The 25,061-nt window shown below is 71.1% G+C and carries 23 protein-coding genes and 1 tRNA gene; 15 read left to right on the forward strand and 9 right to left on the reverse strand.

The features are described 5' to 3' along the window. Nucleotides 1-24: 24 nt before the first annotated feature. Nucleotides 25-1,074 (reverse strand): LacI family DNA-binding transcriptional regulator, encoded by a 1,050-nt coding sequence (locus ACIHCQ_RS40455; protein ID WP_399673931.1) that lies wholly within the window; start codon nucleotides 1,072-1,074, stop codon nucleotides 25-27. A 243-nt stretch (nucleotides 1,075-1,317) separates the two neighbouring features. Here ACIHCQ_RS40455 and ACIHCQ_RS40460 point away from each other — a divergent pair, with 243 nt between their 5' ends. The 6 genes from ACIHCQ_RS40460 (at nucleotide 1,318) to ACIHCQ_RS40485 (ending at nucleotide 6,606) form a co-directional block, all read left to right on the forward strand. Further along, the gene (locus ACIHCQ_RS40460) at nucleotides 1,318-2,634 is read left to right on the forward strand and encodes an ABC transporter substrate-binding protein (protein ID WP_399673933.1); all 1,317 of its coding nucleotides are present in this window, start codon (nucleotides 1,318-1,320) and stop codon (nucleotides 2,632-2,634) included. 5 nt (nucleotides 2,635-2,639) lie between these two features. Beyond that, on the forward strand, nucleotides 2,640-3,650 hold the full coding sequence (locus tag ACIHCQ_RS40465; protein WP_399673935.1) for a carbohydrate ABC transporter permease: 1,011 nt from the start codon (nucleotides 2,640-2,642) through the stop codon (nucleotides 3,648-3,650). A gap of 9 nt (nucleotides 3,651-3,659) precedes the next feature. Further along, nucleotides 3,660-4,604, forward strand: coding sequence for a carbohydrate ABC transporter permease (locus tag ACIHCQ_RS40470; RefSeq protein WP_399673937.1), 945 nt, complete (start codon nucleotides 3,660-3,662; stop codon nucleotides 4,602-4,604). A 49-nt stretch (nucleotides 4,605-4,653) separates the two neighbouring features. Continuing rightward, a complete protein-coding gene (locus tag ACIHCQ_RS40475; RefSeq protein ID WP_399673939.1) occupies nucleotides 4,654-6,063 on the forward strand; it encodes a GH1 family beta-glucosidase in 1,410 nt (469 codons plus the stop codon). A 112-nt stretch (nucleotides 6,064-6,175) separates the two neighbouring features. Then, a complete protein-coding gene (locus ACIHCQ_RS40480; protein ID WP_399674012.1) occupies nucleotides 6,176-6,391 on the forward strand; it encodes a Scr1 family TA system antitoxin-like transcriptional regulator in 216 nt (71 codons plus the stop codon). Between the two features lie 14 nt (nucleotides 6,392-6,405). Then, nucleotides 6,406-6,606 (forward strand): DUF397 domain-containing protein, encoded by a 201-nt coding sequence (locus ACIHCQ_RS40485; RefSeq protein ID WP_399673941.1) that lies wholly within the window; start codon nucleotides 6,406-6,408, stop codon nucleotides 6,604-6,606. Here the strand turns inward: ACIHCQ_RS40485 and ACIHCQ_RS40490 are convergent. The 3 genes from ACIHCQ_RS40490 to ACIHCQ_RS40500 all read right to left on the reverse strand — a co-directional run bounded on the left by ACIHCQ_RS40490 (nucleotide 6,572) and on the right by ACIHCQ_RS40500 (nucleotide 9,384). Beyond that, nucleotides 6,572-7,189, reverse strand: coding sequence for a hypothetical protein (locus ACIHCQ_RS40490; protein WP_399673943.1), 618 nt, complete (start codon nucleotides 7,187-7,189; stop codon nucleotides 6,572-6,574). The two genes, ACIHCQ_RS40485 and ACIHCQ_RS40490, sit on opposite strands and share 35 nt — an antisense overlap. A 75-nt stretch (nucleotides 7,190-7,264) precedes the next feature. Continuing rightward, entirely contained in the window at nucleotides 7,265-8,674 is a 1,410-nt protein-coding gene (locus ACIHCQ_RS40495; RefSeq protein ID WP_399673945.1) for a sensor histidine kinase, read from the reverse strand. Next, nucleotides 8,671-9,384 (reverse strand): response regulator transcription factor, encoded by a 714-nt coding sequence (locus ACIHCQ_RS40500; protein ID WP_399673947.1) that lies wholly within the window; start codon nucleotides 9,382-9,384, stop codon nucleotides 8,671-8,673. Before ACIHCQ_RS40500 ends, ACIHCQ_RS40495 begins: the two co-directional genes overlap by 4 nt. Before the next feature lie 76 nt (nucleotides 9,385-9,460). Between ACIHCQ_RS40500 and ACIHCQ_RS40505 the strand changes: the two genes are divergently transcribed. After that, a complete protein-coding gene (locus ACIHCQ_RS40505) occupies nucleotides 9,461-9,997 on the forward strand; it encodes a hypothetical protein (protein WP_399673949.1) in 537 nt (178 codons plus the stop codon). Here ACIHCQ_RS40505 and ACIHCQ_RS40510 read toward each other — a convergent pair. Both ACIHCQ_RS40510 and ACIHCQ_RS40515 read right to left on the reverse strand, forming a co-directional pair. Continuing rightward, entirely contained in the window at nucleotides 9,994-10,884 is an 891-nt protein-coding gene (locus tag ACIHCQ_RS40510; protein WP_399673951.1) for a spermidine synthase, read from the reverse strand. The two genes, ACIHCQ_RS40505 and ACIHCQ_RS40510, sit on opposite strands and share 4 nt — an antisense overlap. Before the next feature lie 85 nt (nucleotides 10,885-10,969). After that, the gene (locus tag ACIHCQ_RS40515) at nucleotides 10,970-11,413 is read right to left on the reverse strand and encodes a hypothetical protein (protein WP_399673953.1); all 444 of its coding nucleotides are present in this window, start codon (nucleotides 11,411-11,413) and stop codon (nucleotides 10,970-10,972) included. A 301-nt stretch (nucleotides 11,414-11,714) separates the two neighbouring features. On the opposite strand from ACIHCQ_RS40515, the gene ACIHCQ_RS40520 reads away from it, so the two are divergent. After that, a complete protein-coding gene (locus tag ACIHCQ_RS40520) occupies nucleotides 11,715-13,100 on the forward strand; it encodes a tetratricopeptide repeat protein (RefSeq protein WP_399673955.1) in 1,386 nt (461 codons plus the stop codon). Nucleotides 13,101-13,368: 268 nt separating this feature from the next. Here ACIHCQ_RS40520 and ACIHCQ_RS40525 read toward each other — a convergent pair whose 3' ends face one another. Further along, the gene (locus ACIHCQ_RS40525; protein WP_399673957.1) at nucleotides 13,369-13,968 is read right to left on the reverse strand and encodes a histidine phosphatase family protein; all 600 of its coding nucleotides are present in this window, start codon (nucleotides 13,966-13,968) and stop codon (nucleotides 13,369-13,371) included. Nucleotides 13,969-14,184: 216 nt separating this feature from the next. Here ACIHCQ_RS40525 and ACIHCQ_RS40530 point away from each other — a divergent pair, with 216 nt between their 5' ends. The 6 genes from ACIHCQ_RS40530 (at nucleotide 14,185) to ACIHCQ_RS40555 (ending at nucleotide 20,266) form a co-directional block, all read left to right on the forward strand. Next, nucleotides 14,185-15,108: a phosphatase PAP2 family protein gene (locus ACIHCQ_RS40530; RefSeq protein ID WP_399673959.1), complete on the forward strand. Its 924-nt coding sequence runs from the start codon at nucleotides 14,185-14,187 to the stop codon at nucleotides 15,106-15,108. After that, the gene (locus ACIHCQ_RS40535; protein WP_399673961.1) at nucleotides 15,023-16,174 is read left to right on the forward strand and encodes a hypothetical protein; all 1,152 of its coding nucleotides are present in this window, start codon (nucleotides 15,023-15,025) and stop codon (nucleotides 16,172-16,174) included. The genes ACIHCQ_RS40530 and ACIHCQ_RS40535 overlap by 86 nt, the downstream gene beginning before the upstream one ends. Further along, nucleotides 16,165-17,751 (forward strand): hypothetical protein, encoded by a 1,587-nt coding sequence (locus tag ACIHCQ_RS40540; protein WP_399673963.1) that lies wholly within the window; start codon nucleotides 16,165-16,167, stop codon nucleotides 17,749-17,751. Before ACIHCQ_RS40535 ends, ACIHCQ_RS40540 begins: the two co-directional genes overlap by 10 nt. Next, nucleotides 17,748-19,100 carry an AAA domain-containing protein gene (locus ACIHCQ_RS40545; RefSeq protein WP_399673965.1) on the forward strand — a complete coding sequence of 451 codons (1,353 nt, stop codon included), beginning with the start codon at nucleotides 17,748-17,750 and terminating at the stop codon, nucleotides 19,098-19,100. Before ACIHCQ_RS40540 ends, ACIHCQ_RS40545 begins: the two co-directional genes overlap by 4 nt. A gap of 636 nt (nucleotides 19,101-19,736) precedes the next feature. After that, entirely contained in the window at nucleotides 19,737-20,075 is a 339-nt protein-coding gene (locus ACIHCQ_RS40550; protein ID WP_399673967.1) for a hypothetical protein, read from the forward strand. Between the two features lie 117 nt (nucleotides 20,076-20,192). Beyond that, nucleotides 20,193-20,266, forward strand: a tRNA-Lys gene (locus tag ACIHCQ_RS40555). 63 nt (nucleotides 20,267-20,329) lie between these two features. Here ACIHCQ_RS40555 and ACIHCQ_RS40560 read toward each other — a convergent pair. Next, a complete protein-coding gene (locus ACIHCQ_RS40560; RefSeq protein ID WP_399673969.1) occupies nucleotides 20,330-21,691 on the reverse strand; it encodes a M6 family metalloprotease domain-containing protein in 1,362 nt (453 codons plus the stop codon). 403 nt (nucleotides 21,692-22,094) lie between these two features. Here ACIHCQ_RS40560 and ACIHCQ_RS40565 point away from each other — a divergent pair, with 403 nt between their 5' ends. Next, a complete protein-coding gene (locus ACIHCQ_RS40565) occupies nucleotides 22,095-23,930 on the forward strand; it encodes a putative bifunctional diguanylate cyclase/phosphodiesterase (protein WP_399673971.1) in 1,836 nt (611 codons plus the stop codon). A gap of 22 nt (nucleotides 23,931-23,952) precedes the next feature. On the opposite strand, the gene ACIHCQ_RS40570 is transcribed toward ACIHCQ_RS40565, so the two are convergent. Continuing rightward, nucleotides 23,953-25,014 carry an LLM class flavin-dependent oxidoreductase gene (locus ACIHCQ_RS40570; RefSeq protein ID WP_399673973.1) on the reverse strand — a complete coding sequence of 354 codons (1,062 nt, stop codon included), beginning with the start codon at nucleotides 25,012-25,014 and terminating at the stop codon, nucleotides 23,953-23,955. Nucleotides 25,015-25,061 lie beyond the last annotated feature (47 nt).

Genomic DNA, 25,061 nt, shown 5'->3' on the forward strand with positions numbered 1-25,061 from the left:
CCTGTTCCCGGCACGCCGCGACTCCTACGATGACTCGCGTACGACCAGCTCTGTCGGGAGCACGATCTGCGGCGGTTCCGTCGAACGGCCCGCTATTTCCTGAAGCAATACCTGGGCCATCGTTCGGCCCATTTCCTCGATCGGCTGGCGCACGCTGGTAAGGGGCGGGTCCATATGACGGGCGACGGCCGAGTCGTCGAAGCCGACGAGCGCGACGTCGTCCGGGGTCCGGCGGCCCGCCTCGCGCAGCACGTTGCGCGCGCCCGCCGCCATCACGTCGGAGGCCACGAAGACCGCGTCCAGGTCCGGGCAGCGCTCCAGAAGTTCGCGCATCGCCCGGCGCCCGCCCTCCTCGGTGAAGTCGCCGTTGGCCGTCAGGCGGGCGTCAGGGGCCTTCCCCGCCGCCACCAGGCCCGCGCGGTAGCCGTCGAGGCGGCGCTGGGCTCCGTAGACGTCAAGGCGGCCGGTAATCGTGGCGATGGTGCGGCGACCTCGCCCGAGCAGGTGTTCGACGGCGCTGCGCGCGCCGTCGAAGTTGTCGGAGTCGACCGCGGCGAGCGTCTCCTGCTCGGATCTCCGGCCACTGATCACGGTCGGGATGGAGAGCTGTTCCAGCATGTCAGGGATGGGATCGTCGGCGTGTACGGAGACCAGCAGGACGCCGTCGACGCGGTGGGCGGCCAGATACTGGGCCAGCCGCAGGCGCTCACGGTCGCTGTCGGCGAGGGTGAGCAGGAGCTGCATCTCCGTATCGGCGAGGGCCGCGCCGACACCGCGGACGATGTCGGAAAAGTACGGCTCCGCGAAGAACCGCGCCTCCGGTTCCGGGACGACGAGCGCGATCGCGTCGGTGCGGTTGGCGGCGAGCGCGCGGGCGGCCCGGTTGGGTACGTAGCCCAGCTCGGCGACGGCCGCCTCGACAGCGGCCCGGGTGCGCTCGCTGACCCGGGGCGATCCGTTGATCACGCGGGAGACCGTGCCGCGTCCCACTCCGGCGTGGGCGGCCACCTCTTCGAGTGTGGGCCGGCCCGTACCGCGCCCCCCGTTCCGCGTACGGATCGTCCGAGACACCATCGCCGCCTCCCCAACCTTATGCATTCATATCCGTTCGAGAACATCCAGAACATAACGTGTCCGGAAGCTTGACACCCTCTCGGAGAGCCGCGACCCTTCAACACATCACGCATGGGAGCGCTCCCACCGTATCTGACCCATACACATCCCGCACGTTTCCGCCCGAGCCGCAGAACGCCAACACAGGGACAGCGCGCCCAGTTTGGCCGGGGGGGTAGTACGTCGGTGCACAAGGAGGACGTAATGCGCAGGGCAGTAATCCTCGCGGTAGTCGCAACACTTGGAGTCGGCCTGCTGGCCGGCTGTTCCGAGGACAGCGATGAGCCGACAGCCAGCACATCGAGCGCCGGCGGCGGCGACGCCAAGGGCAAGACCAAGCTCACCGTCGGGGTCTTCGGGGCCTTCGGCCTCAAGGAGGCCGGCCTCTACGACGAGTACATGCAGCTCAACAAGAACATCGTGATTGAGCAGACCTCGATCGAGCGGAACGAGAACTACTACCCGCCGCTCCTGCAGCACCTGGCCACCGGCACCGGACTCGCGGACATTCAGGCCGTCGAGGTCGACAATATCTCCGAGATCACCTCCACCCAGTCGGCCAAGCTGGCCGACCTGGGCAAGGTGGAGGGTGTCCAGAAGGACGCGTTCCTGGACTGGAAGTGGTCGCAGGCCACCACCAAGGACGGCAAGACCGTCGGGCTCGGCACCGACATCGGGCCGCAGGGCATCTGCTACCGCAAGGACCTCTTCGCCGCGGCGGGCCTGCCCACCGACCGTGAGAAGGTCGGCGCGCTGTGGGCTGGCGACTGGAACAAGTACCTGGCCGTCGGCAAGCAGTACAAGGCCAAGAACAAGTCGAAGGCGGCGTTCGTCGACTCGGCGGGCGGCGTGCTGCGGTCGGCCACCGGCTCCAACGCGGCCCGCTACTACGACAAGGACGGCAAGGTCATCTACAAGACCAACCCGGCCCTGAAGGAAGCGTGGGAGCTCGGCGCATCGTTCGCGAAGGAGGGTCTGACCAGCAAGCTCCAGCAGTTCACGCCGGGCTGGAACTCGGGCTTCGCGAACAGCGCCTTCGCCACCATCTCCTGCCCGTCCTGGATGCTCGGCTATATCCAGGAGAAGGCCGGCCCCGCGGGCAAGGACAAGTGGGACATCGCTCCCGCGCCCAAGCCCAGCGCCTGGGGCGGCGCGTTCCTGACCGTGCCCGAGGCGGGCAAGAACGTGGAAGAGGCCAAGAAGCTGGTGGCGTGGCTGACCGCGCCCGAGCAGCAGGCGAAGTTCTTCGCCAAGCGCGGCAGCTTCCCGAGCGCCAAGTCCACGTACTCCCTGCCCGAAGTCTCCGGCGCCAAGCACGAGTACTTCGCCAACGCGCCCATCGGCCAAATCTTCTCGAAGGCCGCCCAGGGCATCCCGGTCCAGGTCATCGGACCCAAGGACCTGATCATCGCGCAGACCCTGTCTGACATCGGCATGCTCCAGGTCGACCAGAAGGGCAAGACATCCAAGCAGGGCTGGGACGCGGCGGTGAAGGCCATCGACAACGCGTTGGATCAGTGACCCGAATGACGAGTAACGCACCAGCAGCCGCGCCCTCCAAGGAGGGCGCGGCCCCGCGCACGCCCGGCCACTCACCCGGCGACCCAGCTCGCGAGGACCGCCGCCGCAAGCGGCGCAGCTTCCGTTACCGGCTGGATATGAAGTGGAGCCCGTACGCCTTCGTCGCGCCCTTCTTCATCTTCTTCCTGGCCTTCGGGCTCTTCCCGCTGATCTACACCGGCTGGGCCTCGCTGCACCGGGTGGAGCTGACGGCGCCCAACGACATGGAGTGGGTGGGGCTGCGGAACTTCACCAAGCTGCTCGAGGACGAGTTCTTCTGGAACGCGCTGAGAAACACCGTCACCATCGGCATCCTCTCCACAGTGCCTCAGCTGATGATGGCGCTGGCCATCGCGCACATGCTGAACTACAAACTGCGCGGCTCGATGTTCTTCCGCGTGGCCGCGCTGACGCCGTACGCCACTTCGGTGGCCGCGGCGACGCTCGTCTTCGTGCTCCTCTTCGGGCGCGACTACGGGATGATCAACTGGGCGCTGGGGACCGTCGGCATCGACGGCGTCGACTGGCAGAACGGCAAATGGACCTCCCAGCTGGCCGTCTCCACCATCGTGATCTGGCGGTGGACGGGATACAACGCGCTGATCTATCTGGCGGCGATGCAGGCCATCCCGAGCGATCTGTACGAGTCGGCCGCGCTGGACGGGGCCTCGCGCTGGCAGCAGTTCCGCCATGTGACGATCCCCGCGCTCCGGCCGACGATCCTGTTCACCGTTGTGGTCTCGACGATCGGCGCGACGCAACTGTTCGGCGAGCCGCTGCTGTTCAACGGCAGCGCGGGCGCCACGGGCGGCTCCGAGAATCAGTTCCAGACGCTCGGGCTCTATCTGTACGAACAGGGCTGGGTGAATCTCCACCTCGGCCGTGCTTCGGCGATCGCCTGGGCGATGTTCCTGATTCTGCTGGTGGTGGGCGCGGTGAACTGGCTGATCGCCCGTCGTCTGAGCAAGAGCTCGTAGGGGGCTGAAATGTTGAGCACCAAACCCGCCGAAAGCACCGACGGTACCGAAGATGTCACTAGCACCTCCAGTGCTGGTGGCAGCAGTGGCCCGAAGGCCAAGAAGGCCTCCCGCGGCAAGAGCGGCGCCGGACGCCACATGTACGCAGGCCGGATCACCTATGCCGTACTGACCATTTTCACCATCGGTTCGCTCTTTCCGCTGGTGTGGACGGCCATCGCGGCCTCCCGCAACTCCGCCCGGCTCTCCCAGACTCCCCCGCCCTTCTGGTTCGGCGGAAACCTCTTCAAGAACCTTGAGATCGCCTGGACCGACGCCAATATGGGCCAGGCGCTGCTCAATACGACGATCGTCGCGGGGTCGGTCACGGCCGGGACCGTGATCTTCTCGACGCTCGCCGGCTTCGCCTTCGCCAAGCTCCGTTTCCGCTTCAAGAACCTCCTGATGGTGCTGATCATCGGCACGATGATGGTGCCGCCGCAGCTCAGCGTCGTACCGCTGTACATGCTGATAGCCGAGCTGTCCTGGACCGACCAGTTGCAGGCGGTCATCCTGCCCACCCTGGTCAGCGCGTTCGGTGTGTTCTTCATGCGGCAGTACCTCACCGGGGCGCTGCCGAGCGAGCTGATCGAGGCGGCACGCGTGGACGGCGCGAACAGCATGCGCATCATCTGGCACATCGTCTTTCCCGCCGCGCGTCCCGCAATGGCCGTGCTCGGGATGCTCACCTTCGTGATGTCCTGGAACGACTTCTTCTGGCCGATCATCGCGCTGACCCAGAATGGCAACCCCACCGTCCAGGTGGCGCTGACCGGGCTCGGCCGCGGCTATATCCCCGACCAGTCGGTGATCATGGCCGGCGCGCTGTTGGGCACCCTGCCGCTGCTGATCGCTTTCGTGCTCTTCGGCAAGCACATCGTCGGCGGCATCATGCAGGGCGCCGTCAAGGGCTGACGCACCCTCACCTTCCCAAACCCTCACACATACAGTTGGGAGCTCACCCATGCCTGTCAGTTTTCCCCCCACGTTCCTCTGGGGTACCGCGACCGCCTCGTACCAGATCGAAGGCGGGGCGCAGGAGGGCGGTCGCACGCCCTCCATCTGGGACACGTTCAGCCACACTCCGGGCAAGGTGGAGGGCGGCCACACCGGGGACGTCGCGGTCGACCACTTCCACCGCCGCGCCGCGGACGTAGAGATGATGGCCGGCCTCGGCGTCGGCGCGTACCGCTTCTCCGTCTCCTGGCCGCGTGTGCAGCCCACCGGCCGGGGCCCGGCCGTCCAGCAGGGCCTCGACTTCTACCGCGGGCTCGTCGACGACCTGCTCGCCAAGGGCATCAAGCCCGTACTCACCCTGTACCACTGGGACCTGCCCCAGGAGCTGGAGTCGGCGGGCGGCTGGCCGGAGCGGGACACCGCGCACCGGTTCGCCGACTACGCCCGTATCGTCGCGGACGCGCTCGGCGACCGGGTGGATATGTGGACGACGCTCAATGAGCCCTGGTGCAGCGCCTTCCTGGGGTACGGCTCCGGGGTCCACGCCCCCGGCCGCACCGACCCGGTCGCGGCCCTGCGCGCGGCGCACCACCTCAACCTGGGCCACGGCCTGGCCGCGCAGGCGCTGCGCTCGACACTGCCCGCCCGCGCCCAGGTCTCCATCAGCCTCAACCCCGCCGCGGTCAGAGCGAAGACCCAGAGCCCGGCGGACCTGGACGCCCAGCGCCGCATCGACGCGCTGGCGAACCGGATCTTCGCGGATCCGCTGCTGAACGGCACGTATCCGCAGGATCTGCTCGCGGACACCGCGCGCCTGACTGACTGGTCGTTCGTCGAAAGCAACGACCTGGCCATCATCAAGCACCCCCTCGACTCGCTCGGGATCAATTACTACTCACCCACAGTTGTATCGTCTGCCACTGACAGTCACGTCGTGCGCAACGACAACCACGGCGTGAGCGACCACTCGCCGTGGCCGGCCGCGGACGCGGTCTCGTTCCACCAGGCGCCGGGTGACCGGACCGAAATGGGCTGGGCGATCGACCCGACGGGGATGCACGAGGTGCTCATGCACTACAGCCGCATGGCGCCGGGCCTGCCGCTGATGATCACCGAGAACGGCGCGGCGTACGACGACAAGCCGTCGGCCGACGGCCGGGTCCACGACCCGGAGCGCATGCGCTATCTGCACGGCCACCTCGCGGCGGTCCACCAGGCGATCGAGGACGGCGCGGACGTACGCGGCTACTTCCTGTGGTCGCTGATGGACAACTTCGAGTGGTCCTACGGCTACACGAAGCGCTTCGGCGCGGTGTACATCGACTACGAGACCCAGACGCGTACGCCCAAGTCGAGCGCGTACTGGTACTCGGAACTGGCCCGCACGGGGGTGCTGCCGGACGTACCCGTGGAGTGAACACCACCCAGTGATCACCATCCGCGGAAGCGATTCGACTGCCTGATCGCGCCCCGTACGGCCGCCTAGGGCGGGGCCGTACGGGGCGTCAGCGTAGGACGCCGAAGCCGTCATCACGACGGTCGGGAGCGATGGTGACCCTATCGATCGGATGGCCGCGTTCCGGCTGGCCCGTCAGCGCATCCTGACCAGCCCTGATGCGATTCCGTATCACGCAGTCGGCCACGAGGCTGCTCTTCGCGTCCACACAGGCGGCACCCACACCATGCGCAGGCAGCTCCTACGGCTGATCAAGCGCCCGACTGACCAATGTGACGCCACACTGTAAGAAGAGAAAGTCAGATGTCCCACCTCACCTGGCAGAAGTCGTCGTACAGCACCGGTGGTCAGGGTGAATGCACCGAGTTGGCGTCCGGACCCACCGGACTCGTCCACCTCCGGGAAAGCGACCGGCCCACCCAGATCGCCACCGCCACCCCCGCCGCTCTCGCCGCCCTCCTCGACTCCGTCAAGAGCTGTGGGGGCGGGACCTGGGCGCCATAGCCGCCAGCAGGGCGAAGCCGAGCGCGAAGCCCAGCATGGCGAACACGCCTTCGGGCCAGAAGATATGGCCGTCCGTGAAGAACCAGCAGGCGGCGAGAAGCACCACCGTGCCGGGCATGACGCGTGCCCCGTGGCGCGGGAACAGCGCGACCGCCGTCGCGAGCACGGCGACTGCCAGCGCGTAGACGCCCGCCTCCCCCAGGGCATCCCCCCTTCGGAACAGGTCGCCCACGCCGGAGGCCGGCTGCGCACCGGCGTGGTGGCGGACGGTACCGGCGGCAATGCCGGCCACCGCGTCCAGCCCCGTGTAGTAGGCCGCGTAGCCGAAGGCGGCGACCCAGGCGACGACGGTGGCGACACCGGCGACATCCCGGCCGGGCCGCCCCCACAGCGGTACCACCAGCCCCAGCGTCAGCAAGGGGAACACCGGCAGCAGCCAAATGTGCAGACCGGCCCACTGCTCGGCGGTTGCCGCCGTGAGGCTGTGAGGGTGCACCAGGCCGATCCCGGCCAGCAGGAGGGGCGTGGCGCTGACAAGGACGATGTCGCGCAGGACAACGGGGGACGTTTCGCGGGTGGCCATGTCCGCACCCTAGGAGGCGAGGACACGGCAGGTGCCGCATAAGCCGCCACGTAAGAGATCGGTAAGACGCGGCAGTCAGGACGCCGAAGCGCGCCTGCGGCGTCCGGCCCGTCCCGCCGTCCCGCGGTGGCCCCTGCGGCGCACTCCCGGCCCCGCCTCGCGCGGATCGAGGCCGATCCAGATCCTTATCTCCGCGCCACCGAGCACCGAGCTGCCGATCCGTACGTCCCCGCCCGTCGACTCCGCCATCCTGCGCACAATGTCCAGGCCAAGCCCCGTCGACCCGTCCCTGCCCCCGCTGTTGCCGCGCGCCATCGCAGCCTTCGGGTCGGTGATGCCGGGGCCCGCGTCCGAGACCAGGATGATGACCGCGTCGTCGCCGTTGTGCACGTCGACCGAGAAGGCCGCGCCCTCTGCCGTATGGCGGAAGACGTTGCCGAGCAGCGCGTCGAGCACGGCGGCCAGTTCGGGGCGGGCGACCGGAATGCGTACGGGACGGTCGACTCCCGCGACCCGTACCTTGCGGCCCTCGTCCTCAGCGAGCGCCGACCAGAACTCCATCCGTTCGCGCACGACCTCGGCGGCGTCGCAGCCCGCGCCCGGACCGGCCGCCGCGGTCTGCGGCTTGGCGTCCCGGGCCGTACGGATGATCGTGTCGACCTCGCGCTCCAGCTGGGCAACGGCCGCCCTGGTCTGGTCGGCGGCCGGGCCCTCGCCCAGTGACGCGGCGTTGAGACGCAGCACCGTGAGGGGCGTACGCAGCCGGTGCGAGAGGTCGGCGGCGAGCTCGCGCTCATTGGCCAGGAGCTGGACCACCTGGTCGGCCATGGAGTTGAAGGCGATCGCGGCGGAGCGCAGTTCGGTCGGGCCCTCCTCCGGGACGCGCGCCCCGAGTTTTCCCTCCCCCAGGTCGTGCGCGGCGCCCGCGAGCCGCTGGGCGGGCTCCACCATCCGTACGCCCAGCCGGTCGGCGACCGCGACCGAGCCGACGATCAGCGCGAGGGCTACGCCCGCGAGGACCAGCCAGGCCGTGTCCACGCCGTTGGAGACGTCGCCCTCGGGGACGAAAACCTCGATGACGGCGATCTGGCCGGTGCTGATCGCGGTGGGCTGGAGCAGCGCGAAGCCGCCCGCGACCTCGGTGATGGAGGCGCGGCCGAGGCGCTGCGTGGTCGCCAGGTCCTGGGGCGTGGCGCGGCGGGTGCCGATCTCCACGGCCGTGCCGCCGCCCGGCTCGTCGGAGGCGGGGATGTGGACCGCCATCCGCCCGGCCAGACCGGACGGGGTGGACAGGACGGCCCGCTGCAGCGGATCGCGGTCGGCGGTGATCGAGAGGGTGGGGCCGAGGGCGGCGGCCTGCCGTTCGGCGTTGGAGAAGGCCCGGTCCTTGGCCAGCTCCTTGACGACGAGCGCCAGCGGCACGGCGAAGGCCAGTACGACCATCGCCGTCACCGCTATGGACACCTTGACCAGCGCCCATCTCATGGCCGGTGCCCGTTCGGTTGTCCGTTCGGGGGTTCGAGTTTTACGCCCACGCCTCGGAGCGTGTGCAGATAGCGGGGGCGCGCCGCGGTCTCGCCGAGCTTGCGCCGGAGCCAGCTCAGGTGCACGTCGATGGTCTGGTCGTCGCCGTAACTCTGCTGCCACACCTCGGCGAGCAGCTCCCTGCGCGCCACGACGACGCCGGGCCGCCCGGCCAGGAAGGCCAGCAGATCGAACTCGCGGCGGGTGAGGTCGAGGCTCACCCCGTCCAGCTCGGCCTGGCGGCGCAGCGGGTCGATCGAGAGCCCGCCGACCTGGAGTACGCGGGAGGGCGGCGGGGCGTCCCCGGCGGCGCGCGAGCGGCGCAGCACAGCGGCCATCCGCGCCGACAGGTGCTCCACCGAGAAGGGTTTGATGAGGTAGTCGTCGGCGCCGTCGTTGAGCAGGCGGACGATCTCCGTCTCGTCGTCCCGCGCGGTGGCGATGATCACAGGTACGTCGGTGATGCCGCGCAGCATCTTCAGCGCCTCGGCGCCGTCGAGATCGGGCAGGCCGAGGTCGAGGATGACCAGGTCGAAACGGAAATGGGCCACCTCGCGCAGCGCCTCAAGGGCCGTGCCGACGCTCCGTACGGTGTGGGAGGCCTCGGTCAAGTGCCTGATGAGAGCGGAGCGCACACACTGGTCGTCCTCGACCACGAGCACACTGGGCATGGGCGGCACCGTACGCCATACGGGTGAGGCGGGCCCTCTCGGGACGCGTGCGGGGGCGTGGTGCACTATGGCCCGGATGCGAAGAGGGCTCGTACATGCGCTGGCGTGGACGCTGTCCACCGGAGCGGCGATGACGCTGTCGTGGTGGGGCGTCGACAGTGTCATGTCCGGGACGGCGTACGACCGGCCGCGCGCGCTGCCGATCGGCTCTGACGAGGCGAAGGCAGTGAAGCCGCAGGTGTCCTCGACGCGGCGGGCACCGAGCCCGTCGGTCTCACCGACACCGACACCGTCGGCGTCCCCGACGCCGAAACAGACGCCGAACCCGAAACCGGCGCCCACACCGCCGAAGTCGAGTACGCCTCCCGCGAAGCAGTCGGCCGCCAGGACGGGGACCGTGAAGGGCTACACCGTCTCGGGCGGCCGGGCCGTCTTCGACGTCGGCGAGACGTCGGCGGAGCTCGTCTCGGCGACCCCGGACGCGGGCTGGCAGATGCAGGTGTGGAAGCAGCCTGAGTGGATCCGGGTGACCTTCACCAAGGACGGCCGCGAGAGCTCGGTGTTCTACACCTGGAACGGCCACCCGCCGACAGTCGAGTTCGACGAGCGCTAGCGCTGGCGCTTGTCGAACGTCGCCGGCGGCGGTGCGGGCGAGGGCTTCGCGCTCGCGTCGGTGACCGCGACCGCGCCGCCCGTGAAGTCGGCGAGCCCCCTTCCGTGCTCGACCCGTCCCGGGTGCGGGTCACTCGCGATCCGCCGCGTGAATTCGGCGACGGGCAGTGGCACGTCCGACGCGAGCAGCACGGCGTTGCCGAAGCGGCGACCGCGCAGCACCGTCGGGTCCGCGGCCAGCGCGAGTTCGGGGAAGACGGTCGCGGCGGTGGCGATCTGGGCGCGCAGATGCGCGAGCGGCGGCCCGTCGGCGAGGTTGCCCGCGTAGAACCCGCCCGGCTTGAGTACGCGGCGTACCTCGGCGAGGAACTCCGTACTGGTGAGGTGCGCGGGGGTGCGGGCGCCGCCGAACACATCGGCGATCACCAGGTCCGCCCAGCCGTCCTGGATCTTGCCGAGCCCGTCGCGGGCGTCGGCGGACCGGACTCGTATACGCGCGTTGGGGTCCAACGGGAGTTGCTTGCGGACCAGTTGGATGAGGGCGGCGTCCAGCTCGACTATCTGCTGGGTGGAGCGGGGTCGGGTGGCGGCGATGTAGCGGGCGAGGGTGAAGGCGCCGCCGCCGAGGTGGACGGCCTGGAGGGGGCGGCCGGGCGGGGCGGCGAGGTCGGCGACATGGCCGAGGCGGCGCTGGTACTCGAAGGAGAGATACGCGGGGTCGTCCAGGTCGACGTGGGACTGCGGGGCGCCGTCGAGCAGCAGCGTCCAGCCGCGCGGGCGTTCACGGTCGGGTATGAGCTCGGCGACGGCGCCGTCGACCTGCTCCACGACGGGTTCGGGGCCGCCGCTCCCGCCGCCCGTACGGCCGCGCCGCTTGCTCTTCGCCATGGGCCCATTATCGGGGTGTGAGCTCAGCGGGTGAGCTCAGGGTGCGGGCTCAGGGCGTGAGCTCAGCGCGTGGGCTCAGCCCCGGTCAGCGGCAGTTGTCGGCGGCCTCGATGAGGCGGGCGGCCTCGCCGAGCGCCTCGCGCAGCACCGCCGGGTCGGTGACCGGGTCCCCGTCGTGCGGCGGCAGCAGCCAGCCGGTGCCGCTGACCGGCGGTTCCTCCGGGATCCGCAGACCCCGGCCCGAGGTCTGCGTACACGCGCTGCCCGGCATGTCCCAGCCGTCGGCGGTGCCGGGCGGCACGAGGAAGCCGAGGGTGTCGCAGGCGCCGTCATGAAGGACGGGGCCCATGGCCGGATCCGCGCCCCGGCGCAGGATGTCCACCGCCTCAAGGCCCTGCCGGGCGGGGACGGTCACCAGGTCGCAGGGTTCGCCGGCGTCGCCCCTTGGGGCTGCGCTGCTGTCCTGGGTGGGCCTGTGCCGAGCAGTTGTCGCAGTCGTTCGTGAGCCGCCATTGACGCTGGTCTCCATGCCGACCTCCAACAAGGGGATCCCCCTACCTCGCTCGAGTGGAGACACGTACCGCGCCTCCAAGAGGTTCAACGTGCGTTTCGCGTCAATGGCTACGGCGACATGCCGCCGCAAAGGATGGCAGTTCATGGCAGATCGCGGGGGAGATATCCCTTTTGTAGCCAAACTCTGTGTGCGCGACCCGTCACAGCAGGTACGTTCTTGCTCCGCCGGAACACGGCGGTCGGTCTGCAACCGGCCGAAATTGGCCGGAAACGCGGCTTCACCGGCCGCACCGGCTGCACCAAGAGAGGGCTCGGCCATGGCGTCGTCGCCGCAGACACCACGACAGGCTTCACGGGCGGTTCCCAACCTGGCCTTCCGCGGGCTGCGCGGACAGCGCTCGGCGGCGGAGTTCGCGGCGGCGGTACGCAAGGCCGCTCGGGAGATCGGCGAGCAGGTCTCGTGCGACGCCCGTTATATCGGGCGCGTCGAGGCGGGTGAGATCCGCTGCCCGAACTACGCGTACGAGCGGGTATTTCTGCACATGTTTCCCGGTCTCACGCTGGCGGACCTGGGGTTCGCCGCGCGGGAGCGGGTGCGGGGCGGCGGTCGGGGCCGGGATATGGACCGGCTGCCCGAGTCCGTGCGCGTGCACCCCTGCTGCCCCTTCGGCAGCGACATTTATGACACGCACAGCGACGAGGAGAGCGACGTGCTGCGTCGCGCATTCATGATCAGCGGCTCCGGGGCAGGGCTCGGGGTCGGACTCGGGCTCGGCTCCGTGCCCACGCAGCGGCAGGTCGGCGATGCGGAGGTGAGCGCCGTCGAGGAGGCGGTACGGCGGATCCGCCTGCTGGACGACCGGCACGGCGCGGACGGCCTCTACCGGCGGGCGGCGCAGCCGCTGCGGGCCGCGTACGCGCTGCTCGACGCGGGGACGACGGTCCGCAGGTCGACCGCGGACCGGCTGCACACGGGCGCGGGCGAGCTCGCCATCTCGGTGGGCTGGCTCGCCCACGACTCGGGCCGCTTCGACGACGCGCGCTCGCACTATGCGGAGGCGCTGGCGACGGCGCGGATGGCGGGTGACGCGGGGCTGGAGGCGCACGCGTTCTGCAATACGTCGTTCCTGGCGCGGGACGCGGGGCGCTACCGGGAGGCAGTGCGGGCGGCACAGGCGGGCCAGCGGGCGGCGGGGCAGCTGGCCTCGCCGCGGCTGCTGTCGTTGCTCTCGCTGCGGGAGGCGGGGGGGTGGGCGGGGCTGGGGGACCGTGCGGCCTGCCAGTGGTCGCTGACGCGGGCGCTCTCGCACTTCGACCAGGGGCCGGCGGGCGCGGACCCGGAGTGGATGTCGTTCTTCGGGGAGCCGGAGCTGGAAGCCCTGCACGCGCAGTGCTGGGCGGCGCTGGGCGAATGGCCGCGGGCGGCCCGCCATGCCCGGCGGGCCACGACGCTCCAGGACCACCGGTTCACCAGGAACCTGGCGCTGTACCGGGCGGAACTGGCCGCGGACCTGGCACGCGCGGGCGCCCCTGACGAGGCGGCGGAGGCGGGCCACCGGGTGCTGGACCTGCTGGACAGGGTCCAGTCGTCGCGGGTCCACCTGCTGCTGTCGACGACGGCGCGGACGCTGCTGCCGCAGCGGAGGACGGGAGGGGTGGCGTTCTTCCTGGACCGGCACGCGGGGGCGGTCCGCAGGGCGTGAGCCTCGGGCCCTTGTCGGGGCGCCGCCCCGAACCCCGCGCCTCAATCGCCGGCGGGGCTGATTTTGCCCTCGGGCCCTTGTCGGGGGCGCTGCCCCGGAACCCTCCCCCTACTCCCCCTACGCCTAGCGGCGTGGGGGGACCCCCAGCGCCTCAAACGCCGGCGGGGCTGGAAATCCAGCCGTCCGGCGATTGAGGACACCGCCCGAAGGGCGGTACGGGTCTGGGGGCGCAGCCCCCAGTTAAGGGAACGGGCGGGGTGGGGAACCCTCACCCCTCCAAGTGGCCCGTGTCGTTCCACCGCTCCACCGCCGGCTCCCCGTACGCCCACCCCAGCACCGACAGGCTCGTCGGGTCCAGCCGCAGCCGTGCCGCGAACGACGCGTCCAGGTTCAGCCAGCGCGCGCCCAGTACCCGCAGCACATGCCCGTGGGCGAAGACCAGGACGTCGCGGTCCGCCGAGCGCGCCCACTCCACCACCTCGTCCGCCCGGGCCGAGAGCTCCGTGAGCGTCTCGCCGCTGGGGACGCCGTCACGCCAGATGAACCAGTCCGGGCGGGTCGACCGGATGTCGGCCGGGGTCAGGCCCTCGTACAACCCGTAGTCCCACTCCATCAGCGCGTCCCACTCGGACGCCCGCGCCCCGAACCCCGCGAGCTCGCACGTCTCGCTCGCCCGCACCAGCGGGCTGGTGCGGACCTCGACCGACTCCAGTTCCGCCACCCACGGCCCCCGGTGCAGCCGCTCCCCCAGAAGTTTCGCCCCGCGCCGGCCCTCTTCGAGCAGGGGTATGTCGGTCCTGCCGGTGTGTCTGCCGAGCAGCGACCACTCGGTCTGGCCGTGCCGGGCGAGCAGGATGCGCGGTGCCATGAAGGGCTCTCCTGAGGTTCACGTGCGATGACGTCTCATCATCGCTCACCTGAACGAGAGGCAACCTCCGGGATGGTCTCAGCGTCCTCGTACAGGCCGGAGCAGTGATCCGGACAAGGACCCGGACCCTGTGCGGAACGCCTGCGTCATACACCGTACGGTTACGAGGGCCTATAGCCGCCCGAACAAGCCTGAATCAAATGGAGAAACGTTCGGATGACGTCGCGATCGTCGCCGTACACCGCGCCCCGCCACCACCCGCACCGCTGGTGGAGCGAATTGCCCTTGCTGGCCGTGGTCTATGCCGTGTACTCGGCAGGCCGGCTGCTCGTGCGGGGTGATGTGACGACCGCGGTCGATCACGGACTGGCGATCCTCCGCGTCGAGCAGGCGCTCTCCCTCAACGCCGAGCACCCGCTCAACCGGCTCTTCACCAGCACTCCCGCCCTCGGCATACCCGCCGACTTCGCGTACGCCTCCCTGCACTATCTCGTCACCCCGGCCATCCTCATCTGGCTCTACCGGCGCCGCCCTGCCCGCTACCGGGCCGCCCGCACCTGGCTGATGCTCTCCACGCTGCTCGGCCTGGTCGGCTTCACACTGCTGCCGACCGCCCCGCCGCGGCTCCTGGACGCCGCGCACGGCTTCGTGGACACGATGGCGCAGTACAGCTCGTACGGCTGGTGGGGCGCCGAGGCGAGCGCGCCGCGCGGTCTTGGCGGGATGACCAACCAGTACGCGGCCATGCCGAGCCTGCATGTGGGCTGGGCGCTGTGGTGCGGCGTACTGCTGTGGCGGCACGGGCGTACGCCGCTGATGAAGGCCATCGGCGTCGCCTACCCGCTGCTGACCGTCTTCGTGGTGATGGGCACCGCGAACCACTACTTCCTGGACGCGGTCGCGGGTGGAGCGGTGATGGGCCTCGGCGCGCTGCTGACGCGTCCCGCGATGCGCCTCGCCGACCGGCTGCGGGCGCACCTCTCGCCCTTGGTTTCCGGACTGGTTTCCGGCTGGAAATCCTCGATTGTCAGTGCCGGATGCGAGACTTCCGCGGGTGAGCGAATCCCTGGACAGCGGACCTCCTCCGCAGGCGCCGAATCCGCCGACGCCGACGACTCCACTCCGGCAGCGGCTCGCTGAGCTGCGCGGCCCCGCCGCGCAGCCGCATCCGCTCGACGCCCGCGCGCTGGCCGCCCTCGCCGCCAACCCCGGCTGCAAGCGGCGCGCGCTGCTGGACGGCGCGGGCGTGGACAAGACGGCGCTCGCCTCCGCCCTGGGGTCCCCGGCGGCGTACGGGCAATCGCAGTTCGCGTTCATGCGGGGCAACGCCTTCGAGGCGAAGGTGAAGGCCGACGGCGGCAAGGAGCTGGTGCGGCTGCTGGGTCTCGACTCGCCCGCCGAGGTCGCCTCCGTCCGGGTCCCCGATCTGAGCGCGGCAGGGCCCGAGGGCCGGGCGGCGCGCACCGCGCTGGCCCTGCGCGAGGCGACCGCCACCGGCGGCTGGACCCTGCTCGACCATCCGATGCTGGCGCTGGAGGTCGCGGGCTCCCCCGCGTATCTGGAGCCCGACGTGGTGGTCGTACGCCCCGACGGCCGGTGGACCGTGGTCGAGATCAAGTCCTTCCCGATGATCGACGGCTCGGCGGACGCGGCGAAGGTGGGCGCCGCCGCGCGCCAGGCCGCGGTGTACGTACTGGCGCTGGAGCGGGTCGCCGCGCTGACCGGCGGCGCGAGCGTGGCGCACACCGTCCTGCTGGTCTGCCCGAAGGACTTCTCGAACCTGCCGACCGCGTCGGTCGTGGACGTACGCAAGCAGCTGTCGGTCACCCGCCGCCAGCTGGCCCGGCTGACCCGGATCGAGGACCTGGCCGCCGCGCTGCCCGAGGGGGCCACCTTCGATCTGGAGCGCCCGGCCGAGGAGCTGACGGCGGCGGTCGAGTCGGTGTCCGCGGCGTACGCCCCCGAGTGCCTGGCCGCCTGCGAACTGGCCTTCCACTGCCGCGACCGGGCCCGCGAGTCGGGCGCCGTCGAGGCGCTGGGGCGGGCGGTGCGCGGCGAGCTGGGCGGCCTGACGACCGTCGGCGCGGTCCTGGCGGCGGCCCGCGGCGGGACGGATCATCCCGCGGACGATCCGGCGGTCACCGCGCTGCGCCGGGCCGCCGCACTGCGCGCCGACGCCCTGAAGGAGGCGGCCGGATGTCGCTGATCTCCACTCTCGCCCGGCTGGAGGCCGTCGAGTCGGGCCGGGCCACCCCCCTGGCGACCGTGCGCCACCGGCACCTGACCGACCGGCCGCTGGTCTTCGTACCGCTCACCACCGCCGGTGAGGCGGGCGCGCCGCTGGGCGCGCTCGTCGGGACCGATCCCCACGAGCCCCGGCTGCTGATCGTGCCGCAGCCGCGCGACCGCGACCTGCGGTTCGCCTTCCTCGCGCAGCTCGCCGACGCCGTACTGCCCCACCTGGACGCGTACGCCGACGACGTCGAGCCCGCCGAGCGCAGCGAAACCGACCCGGCGACCGGCAAGCGCGTCAAGGTCGAGGTGGAGCTGTGCGCGGACGCGCCGCAGCTGATCGTTCCGGGGCGGGCCGCCATCGACTTCGTACGGCTGCTCGGCCGGTCGATGCGGTTCCGGCGTACGGCGGAGCAGGACCCGGACGTGCCCTACCCCGCGCCCCCGCGCGTACCGCTGCTCGGCCGCTGGCTGACGCACTACGGCGAGCGGGCCCGGGTGCCCGGCTCCTCGCTGCTGCTCGCGGCGACGGACCTGCTCGGCAAGCACTGGGCGACCGGCCAGTCCAGCCTGGAGGACCAGCACCTGGGCGCGCTGCTGGCCTGGATCGCCGCTCCCGAGGGTGAATCGGGCGCGGAGGCGGCGCTGCGCGCCGAGCTGGCGCGGGACCGGGCCGGGCAGCTGCTCTGCCCGCCCGCCGGACCGGCCACCGACCCGGCCTTCGACAACAGGCTGCTCGCCCCCGCCGTGGAGCGCTACGACCGGGCGCGCCAGGCCCTGGCGGCGGCCGAGGACGGGCCGACGGCGGACGCGCGGCTCGGCGAGCTGACCGGCGCGGAGCGGGAGATCCGCCGGCTCCTGGCCAGTCAGCTGCACCCCACGTGGACGGCGGTGTGGCGCAGCCTGGAGCTGCTGCGGGAGCTGCCGGAGGGAGCCAGAGCGGCGGACCGCTGGACGCGCGACCGCTGGTCGTTCACGGCCCACCGCGATCGCGTACGGGCGGGGGAGCCGCCCCAGCCACGCCGCGACGACGCCGTGACGGCCGCGCAGAAGCTCGCCTCCCGCGAGACGGCCCAGGCGCAGCTGGAGGCGCAGGAGGCGCTGGACGACCCGTTGGTGCTGGCGGGGCGCAGACTCGCGGGCGAGGCGTTCGTGAGCGAGGTCGTCGAGGTTGTGATGGCGTGGTCGGAGTCGAAGCGGCCGAGCCCGCGCCCCCTGATCACCGTTCGTACGGACGACCGGCCGCAGCTGGGCGAGCGGACGAAGGTGTACCGCTCGCTGGAGGGCAAACCGCAGACGGCCGAATTCGTACGGTGTGAAGCGGACGGCGTCCTGGTGGTGCGGCTGACCGACCGCATGGGCCGCGCCAAGGACCCGGCGGAAGGCTCCGTCCCGCAGGTGGGCGACCGCATCGCCTGGACCCTGTTCGAACACGACCAGCGGGGTGGCCCGAAACTGCCGGACCCGGAGGACACCCCGTGGACCCACGGCGGCCCGCCGCGCACGGACGCGGAGAGCCCGGACCCCGTGACCCCGGAGGACATTCTGTGACCCGACCGCACACTGGTGGCTCCGGGCCCTTCGACCCGGCCGCCGCGGCCGCCCGCGCCACCGCCGCGATCCTCGCCGACACGCTGGAGGGGACCGCGCGCGGCGTCGTCGTGGACTCGCCGCCCGGTGCGGGCAAGTCGACGCTCGTCGTCCACGCCGCCCGTGAGCTGGCCGCCGCCGGACGGCCCCTGATGGTCATCGCCCAGACCAACGCGCAGGTGGACGACCTGGTGCTGCGGCTCGCCGAGAAGGATCCGGACCTTCCCGTCGGCCGCCTGCACAGCAATGAATCCGATCCGTACGACAAGGCCCTCGACCAGCTGGACAACGTCCGCAAGTCGGCGAAGGCGAGTGACCTCGCGGGCCTGGACGTCGTCATCTCGACGGCCGCGAAGTGGGCGCATGTGCAGGGGGTGGAGCCCTGGCGCCACGCCATCGTGGACGAGGCGTACCAGATGCGCTCCGACGCGCTGCTCGCCGTCGCGGGGCTCTTCGAACGTGCGCTGTTCGTGGGTGATCCGGGCCAGCTGGACCCGTTCTCGATCGTGGGCGCGGACCAGTGGGCGGGTCTTTCGTACGACCCGTCCGCGAGCGCGGTCTCGACGCTGCTGGCGCACAATCCGGAGCTGCCGCAGCACCGGCTGCCCGTCTCCTGGCGGCTCCCGGCGTCGGCCGCGCCGCTCGTGTCGGACGCGTTCTACCCGTACACCCCTTTCCGCAGCGGTACGGGGCCGGGCGACCGGACGCTCGCGTTCGGGGTGAAGTCGGACGGCTCGGCGGTGGACCGCGTGGTGGACGAGGCGGCGGAGTCGGGCTGGGGCCTGCTGGAACTGCCCGCCCGCCATACGCCGCGTACGGACCCGGAGGCGGTACGGGCGGTGGCCCGGGTCGTCCGGCGGCTGCTGGACCGCGGGGGCGCCGCGACGAGCGAGCGCTCGCCGGACCCCGTCCCGCTCACCGCGGACCGGATCGCCGTCGGCACGGCCCACCGCGACCAGGCGGCGGCGGTACGGGCGGCGCTGGCCGAGACGGGCGTCACGGAGGTCACGGTGGACACGGCGAACCGCCTCCAGGGCCGGGAGTACGACGTCACGGTCGTCCTGCACCCGCTGTCCGGCCGCCCGGACGCGACGGCGTTCCACCTGGAGACGGGCCGCCTGTGCGTGCTGGCTTCGCGCCACCGGCACGCGTGCGTCGTGGTGTGCCGGGCGGGCGTGACGGACCTGCTGGACGAGCACCCGTCGACGGAGCCGGTCCAGCTGGGGGTCACGGTCAAATTCCCGGATGGATGGGAGGCGAACCACGCGGTGCTGGCGCACTTGGCGGAGCACCGGGTGAGCTTTCTATAACCAAGGGCCTTCGCCCCTTGCCCCGTACGGCCTTCGGCCGTGTCCTCAATCGCCGGACGGGCTTGAATTGCCGGGCCATCGGCAACTTAAGCCCCTCCGGCAAATCCCAGCCTCGCTGGGGGTACCTCCCACGCCGCTAGGGCGTGTTTGAGAAGTAGCGCCGTCCGCCCGGTAGGGCGGGCCCTGCGGCGTCTGGTGCGTGCAATCGCAAGGCGATGGGGGGCACCCCCAGGCGAAGCTCTGGGGGAGTACTTGGGCGACTCCGACAACACCGCGAGTGCGCGTGCAACACCGCGAGTGCGCGTGCCAGGCGTCGCGGGCTGGGGGTCCTCCCCCTGGCTTCTCCCCCGTGGCTTCGCACGGGGGAGAAGCCAGGGGACCCCCACCGGACGAAGTCCAGGGGGAGGGACTTCTCAAACACGCCCTAGGCCGTAGGGGGAGTTTGAGGCGCGGGGTTCGGGGCGGAGCCCCGACAAGGGCCCGAGGCGCTCCGGTCGCCCTCTTGCGCGCAACGGGACAATGGACGGTGGCCCCAGACACCGGGCGGAGTCCAAGGCCACCCGCACGACGCACGACAGCACGAGCCAGCAAAGCGCGGCCAGGACGAGGCCGCACCTGTGCGAGGAGGAGAACCACATGGCGGAACCCGAGCAGAGCGAGCGGAGGCTGCGACCAGCACCGTTGCTCTTCGAACCGTCGGAAGCCGCAGCCGACCCCGAGCACTTCTTCGATCTGGAGTCGATCGAGGATCCCCGGTATCTGCTGAGCCGCGCCACCGAGCTGACCCTGGCGTTCCGCGCCGCGACCGACCGGGCGGTGGAGTTCCAGGCGATGGCGGCGGCCCAGCTGGCGGATCCGCGGCGGTTCGACCGGCTCACGCCTGCGGAAATCGCCGAGCGGGCGGAGTGGACCGAGGACTACGCGCGGAAGATGATCGAATTCGGCCGCGACCTCCTCCGCGGCATCACCCCATAGGCATCCCGCAGGCATCCCGCAGCCGCCCGGCAAACCGTCCCCGGCCTGGCGTCCCGGCGTTCGCATATCGATTTTTCGTCCTCCCGATCCGGGTGCTAGGGTCTACGACGTCAGCACGCGCCGCTAGCTCAGTTGGTTAGAGCAGCTGACTCTTAATCAGCGGGTCCGGGGTTCGAGTCCCTGGCGGCGCACAGACGGAAAAGGCCCCTCGCGACAGCGGGGGGCCTTTTCGTGCCGCGTCACGGCGTCAGGGCTCAGGTCGCGGTCGTGATCTTGACCATCCACGCGCCCGTACTCGTCCGGTCCGCCACCTCCACCCGCGTCCGCTCCCCCGTCTCCCCCGGCATCGTGAACGTCTCCCCCACCCCCAGCGGCGCGTCCGCCAGCGGCGGGTAGACCGACTCGTCCCAGCACGCCCCGGTGTCCGGATGCGTGTCCACCACCTCGACCGGCCCGCCGCCCGATGCCTTCTCGGCCCGTACGCGGTACAGCAGCACGCCCTCCGTGCAGGTCGCCGCGTCGTTGCCGGTCGCGCCGCGCGCCTCGATCGCGAGCGCCGTGTCCGCGCCGGTCCTGACGACCGCGAGCCGCGTGCCCAGGCTGCCACCGCGCGCCGGCGCGGCGGCCAGCGGCTCCAGGGCGAGTACCTCCGCCGCCTGCTGTACGCAGCGCACCGCCCGCCCGCTCAGCCAGCCCAGCTTCCACTTGTGCCAGGCGAACAGATCCGGCGCGAGCCCGAACTGCGAGCCCATGACGTCCCAGTCCCCGACATGTGTGTCCCAGTCGCCCTTGCCGTCCGTCGGCCGGTGGTAGAGGTCCGGCAGGTCGAAGACGTGCCCGGTCTCGTGGGCCAGCACATTGCGGTCGGGCGGACGGCGTTCGAAGACGGTGACGACCCGGGTGACGTCCGCGCCGTCGGCGCTCACCGGCTGTTCGAGGTTGATGACTTTCGTCGCGTCGGAGTCGACGCCGGGCGCGTCCGGGTCGGCGACCAGGTAGACGATGTCGTAGCGGGAGAAGTCGACCGTGGGGTCCGCCGCGGAGATGGCGTCGCGCAGATACGCCGAACGCCGCCGGGCATCCCAGTCCCGCTTTATCCCGTACGCGGTCGACGCCTTCTTCATCCGCACCCACCGGCGCTGCGGATGCGGGCGCAGCGCGAACTTCCCGTACGAGGCGCGCTCGAAGTACCGGCTGGTGGCCGGGAAGTGGTCGGACACAAGTTCGTCGGGCGAATTCATCGGTACGGAGTCGGGGAACGACAGGAAGATCATGACCGCGTCCAGGGTCCGGGCAGGGCGCGGATAGGCGGTGTTCCAGGTGTCCACGCCCAGGGAGTGGTGGGCGGGGCTGCGGCGCAGCGCACAGGGGCCCGCCGCCGAATCGGCCACGGCGGGTCCGGCCACCAGGCCGGTGGCGGCGAGCGCCACGAGGGAAGTGAGGGCCGCCGCGGCACTGCGCAGCCGCGAGCGCTCCACCGCCTCGACCACCCCCTCCGCCGGCCCCCGGGCACCCCCGGCCGCGCAACCGCCCGCCCCCCCGGCCACTCCCCCGGGTGTTCCCTCGGCTGACTGCTGACCCTCCACGTGGACCTCCGGCTCCGGAATGCGGGACACCTCATCCACCTTGAGCCGGTTTGTCGCACTACGCCCTGTTGCCCTGCCCCAGCCGGGTGACCGACCCGACACCAGGCCGTCACCGACCCGAGACCCACCGACACTCCGATGGATCACGGAACGTCACAATCGGTCAGTGCGGAATCCGGCAGGGCTTAGACCTGTGCAGAAACGATCGTCCGTCGCCAGTGGGTAGACCACCGATGTACGGAGAAGCTGGAAGGGTCGCCGGGGCAGCCTCTATGATCGGCGCACTTTCCCTAACTTCTCCCTACTTCTGCCCTACTCCTTCCGGGACTTCGGCCCGGATTCCATCGCCGACACGACAGCCGACACGACAAGGCGGCCAACTCGATCACATCTGTTCGACCCTGTACGAAACAACTGCACTGCGGGAGTGAGCGTGAGCGGAACCTCCGAAGGAACAGGGCAGGCGGGAGTCGCGGTCCCTGGTAACGCCCCCCTGTCGGTCACAGAGCGTCATGGCATTGCCAGGGCTGCCGCCGAACAGCGCGATTACCGGGCCGCGTTCAATGCCGCACACCTCGCGATGGCCGTCGTCAATGACGACGGCGTCATCGCCACCGCCAATGAGGCCTTCGCGGCGCTGCTCGGCACCGAGCCCGCCGTTCTGCTGGACCAGCCGGCGTCCGATCTGATCGACCTCGCGTCGGACGGCCGAACCTGGCAGGCATACCGCGACGTACTGCGCGGACGCCGTACCCGGTTCCGCTGCACACGACGTCTTAAACACAGCGACGGGCGCACGCTGTGGGCAGAGGTCACGGTCGCGCCCGTCTCCGGCAACGGCGATGTGCTGCTCTCCCTCGCGGACATCAGCGACCGCCGCGAACTGCACGCCCGGCTGCGCCATCTCCAGATGCACGACCCCGTGACCCGGCTGCCCAACCGGACGCTGTTCTTCGAGCGCCTGTCGACGGCGCTGGAGTCCTCGGTGTACGACCACGGCTCCACCGGCCGAATCGGCCTGTGCTACCTGGATCTCGACGGCTTCAAGGCCGTCAACGACACCCTGGGCCACCGGGTCGGCGACCGGCTGCTGGCCGCGGTCGCCGCGCGCCTGGCCGAGTGCGCCAACAGCGACGGCCACCCGCGCGACGACGACGGCTTGCCGCGCAGCGGCGGCCATCTGGTCGCCCGGCTCGGCGGCGACGAGTTCGCGATCCTGGTCGAGGACTCCACCGGTACGGAACAGCTCGCCGAGCTCGCCGGGTCCGTGCTGGCCGCGCTCCAGCAGCCGTTCGACCTGGCCGGGCAGCGGCTGTCGCTGTCGGCGTCGATCGGGGTGGTGGAGCGGTCCGTGAACGGGACGAGCGCGACCTGTCTGATGCAGGCCGCCGACACCACGCTGTACTGGGCGAAGGCGGACGGCAAGGCCCGCTGGACCCTCTTCGACCCCGAGCGCAACGCGCACCGGATGACGCGGCAGGCGCTCTCCTCCATGCTCCGCCCGGCCGTGGAGCGCGGGGAGTTCGCGCTGGAGTACCAGCCGCTGGTGGGGATGGCGGACGGGGTGACGCGGGGCGTGGAGGCGCTGGTGCGCTGGAACCACCCGCAGTTCGGCACGCTGACGCCGAATCGGTTCATCGGAATCGCGGAGGAGGACGGCTCGATCGTCCAGCTGGGCCAGTGGGTGCTGCGCACGGCGTGCCGCCAGGCCCGCCAGTGGCAGAAGGACCACCCCAAGGACCCGCCGCTGTTTGTGAGCGTCAATGTCGCCGTACGACAGGTCTGGGACTCGGACCTGGTCGCGGACGTGGCGGAGATCCTGGCGGAGACGGGGCTGGCGCCGCAGCTGCTGCAACTGGAGCTCACCGAGTCCGCGGTGATGGGCTCGGCGGGCCGCCCGCTCCAGGCGCTGCAGGCGCTGAGCGACATGGGTGTGCAGATCGCCATCGACGACTTCGGGACGGGTTACTCGAACCTGGCGTATCTGAGCCGGCTGCCGGTGTCCGTCCTGAAACTCGACGGAACGTTCGTCCGCGGCTTCCAGGAGGGGGCGCCCCCCAACCCGGCAGACGAGACAATTGTCGAGGCGATGGTGCAGCTGGCGCACCGGCTGGGCCTGACGGTCACGGCGGAGGGCGTGGAGACGGCAGGCCAGGCGTCACGGCTGCGGCGGATCGGGTGCGACACGGGTCAGGGGTGGCTGTATTCGAGAGCGGTGGCCCCGGACCGCATCGCGGCGATGATCGGGACCAGTCCGCTCCCTGTCTGACCACGAGTTCCGGCAGGCGCGTTCAGCTCGGCAGCTCGTAGGCGTCCGCTATCAGGTCGTAGCTGCGCAGCCGCGCGTCGCCGCCGTGCGCGGTGGCGGTGATCATCAGCTCGTCCGCGCCCGTGCGCTTCTGGAGTTCGTCCAGGCCCGTACGTACGTCGTCCGCCGTCCCGTGGATGACGTTCGCGAGCCAGCCGGACACGAACTCCTGCTCCATCGCGGTGAATTCGTACGCCGCCGCCTCCTCCGGAGTCGGAATCAGCCCCGGGCGTCCGGTGCGCAGCCGGACCATGGACAGCGCGCCCGTCAGTACCTGGCGGCGCGCCTCCTTCTCGTCGTCCGAGGCGAGCGCGGAGACGCCGATCGCCGCGTACGGGGCGTCGAGCACCGCCGAGGGGCGGAAGCTCTCGCGGTAGAGGTCGAGGGCCGGGACGGTGTTCTGTGCCGAGAAGTGGTGCGCGAAGGCGAACGGCAGCCCCAGCGTGCCCGCCAGCCGGGCGCTGAAGCCCGACGAGCCGAGGAGCCAGATCGGCGGGCGGGCCGACGGGCCCTGGACCGGGCCCGGGACCGCGTGGATACGGGCGTACGGGTGCCCGTCGGGGAAGTCGTCGTCCAGGAAGCGGGTCAGCTCGGCGAGCTGCTGCGGGAAGTCGTCAGCGCCCTCGGGGAGCCGGTCGGTGCGCCGCAGCGCGGCGGCGGTCGCGCCGTCGGTGCCCGGTGCGCGGCCGAGGCCCAGGTCCACCCGGCCGGGGGCGAGCGCCTCCAGCGTGCCGAATTGCTCGGCGATCACGAGCGGCGCGTGGTTCGGCAGCATCACACCGCCGGAGCCGAGGCGGATGCGCTCGGTGTGCGCGGCGAGGTGGGCGAGGATCACGGCGGGGGACGACGAGGCGACGCCCGGCATGGAGTGGTGCTCGGCGACCCAGTGGCGGTGGAAGCCGCGGCGTTCGGCGAGGCGCGCGATGTCCACGCTGGTGCGCAGTGCGTCGGTCGCGGTACGGCCGCTGCCGACCGTGACCAGGTCCAGTACGGACAGGGGCACGGTTGCCGTGCCGCCCGCCGTGCCTCTTATCGCGTCGTCCACCGTTCAGCCTCTCGCGCCGACAAATACGTTCACGTACGTTCAGCACA

This window comes from Streptomyces sp. NPDC052236, from assembly GCF_044548015.1.
Taxonomy (GTDB): Bacteria; Actinomycetota; Actinomycetes; order Streptomycetales; family Streptomycetaceae; genus Streptomyces.

What these genes read in the sequence shown, in the direction of transcription:
- ACIHCQ_RS40540 (WP_399673963.1), top strand. Translation starts at nt 16,165, where the DNA reads ATGTCGCTGATCTCCACTCTCGCCCGGCTGGAGGCCGTCGAGTCGGGC.
- ACIHCQ_RS40520 (WP_399673955.1), top strand. Translation starts at nt 11,715, where the DNA reads ATGGCGTCGTCGCCGCAGACACCACGACAGGCTTCACGGGCGGTTCCC.
- ACIHCQ_RS40510 (WP_399673951.1), bottom strand. Translation starts at nt 10,884, where the DNA reads ATGGCGAAGAGCAAGCGGCGCGGCCGTACGGGCGGCGGGAGCGGCGGC.
- ACIHCQ_RS40460 (WP_399673933.1), top strand. Translation starts at nt 1,318, where the DNA reads ATGCGCAGGGCAGTAATCCTCGCGGTAGTCGCAACACTTGGAGTCGGC.
- ACIHCQ_RS40530 (WP_399673959.1), top strand. Translation starts at nt 14,185, where the DNA reads ATGACGTCGCGATCGTCGCCGTACACCGCGCCCCGCCACCACCCGCAC.
- ACIHCQ_RS40525 (WP_399673957.1), bottom strand. Translation starts at nt 13,968, where the DNA reads ATGGCACCGCGCATCCTGCTCGCCCGGCACGGCCAGACCGAGTGGTCG.
- ACIHCQ_RS40485 (WP_399673941.1), top strand. Translation starts at nt 6,406, where the DNA reads ATGTCCCACCTCACCTGGCAGAAGTCGTCGTACAGCACCGGTGGTCAG.
- ACIHCQ_RS40505 (WP_399673949.1), top strand. Translation starts at nt 9,461, where the DNA reads ATGCGAAGAGGGCTCGTACATGCGCTGGCGTGGACGCTGTCCACCGGA.
- ACIHCQ_RS40500 (WP_399673947.1), bottom strand. Translation starts at nt 9,384, where the DNA reads ATGCCCAGTGTGCTCGTGGTCGAGGACGACCAGTGTGTGCGCTCCGCT.
- ACIHCQ_RS40475 (WP_399673939.1), top strand. Translation starts at nt 4,654, where the DNA reads ATGCCTGTCAGTTTTCCCCCCACGTTCCTCTGGGGTACCGCGACCGCC.
- ACIHCQ_RS40495 (WP_399673945.1), bottom strand. Translation starts at nt 8,674, where the DNA reads ATGAGATGGGCGCTGGTCAAGGTGTCCATAGCGGTGACGGCGATGGTC.
- ACIHCQ_RS40515 (WP_399673953.1), bottom strand. Translation starts at nt 11,413, where the DNA reads ATGGAGACCAGCGTCAATGGCGGCTCACGAACGACTGCGACAACTGCT.
- ACIHCQ_RS40470 (WP_399673937.1), top strand. Translation starts at nt 3,660, where the DNA reads ATGTTGAGCACCAAACCCGCCGAAAGCACCGACGGTACCGAAGATGTC.
- ACIHCQ_RS40455 (WP_399673931.1), bottom strand. Translation starts at nt 1,074, where the DNA reads ATGGTGTCTCGGACGATCCGTACGCGGAACGGGGGGCGCGGTACGGGC.
- ACIHCQ_RS40490 (WP_399673943.1), bottom strand. Translation starts at nt 7,189, where the DNA reads ATGGCCACCCGCGAAACGTCCCCCGTTGTCCTGCGCGACATCGTCCTT.
- ACIHCQ_RS40465 (WP_399673935.1), top strand. Translation starts at nt 2,640, where the DNA reads ATGACGAGTAACGCACCAGCAGCCGCGCCCTCCAAGGAGGGCGCGGCC.
- ACIHCQ_RS40550 (WP_399673967.1), top strand. Translation starts at nt 19,737, where the DNA reads ATGGCGGAACCCGAGCAGAGCGAGCGGAGGCTGCGACCAGCACCGTTG.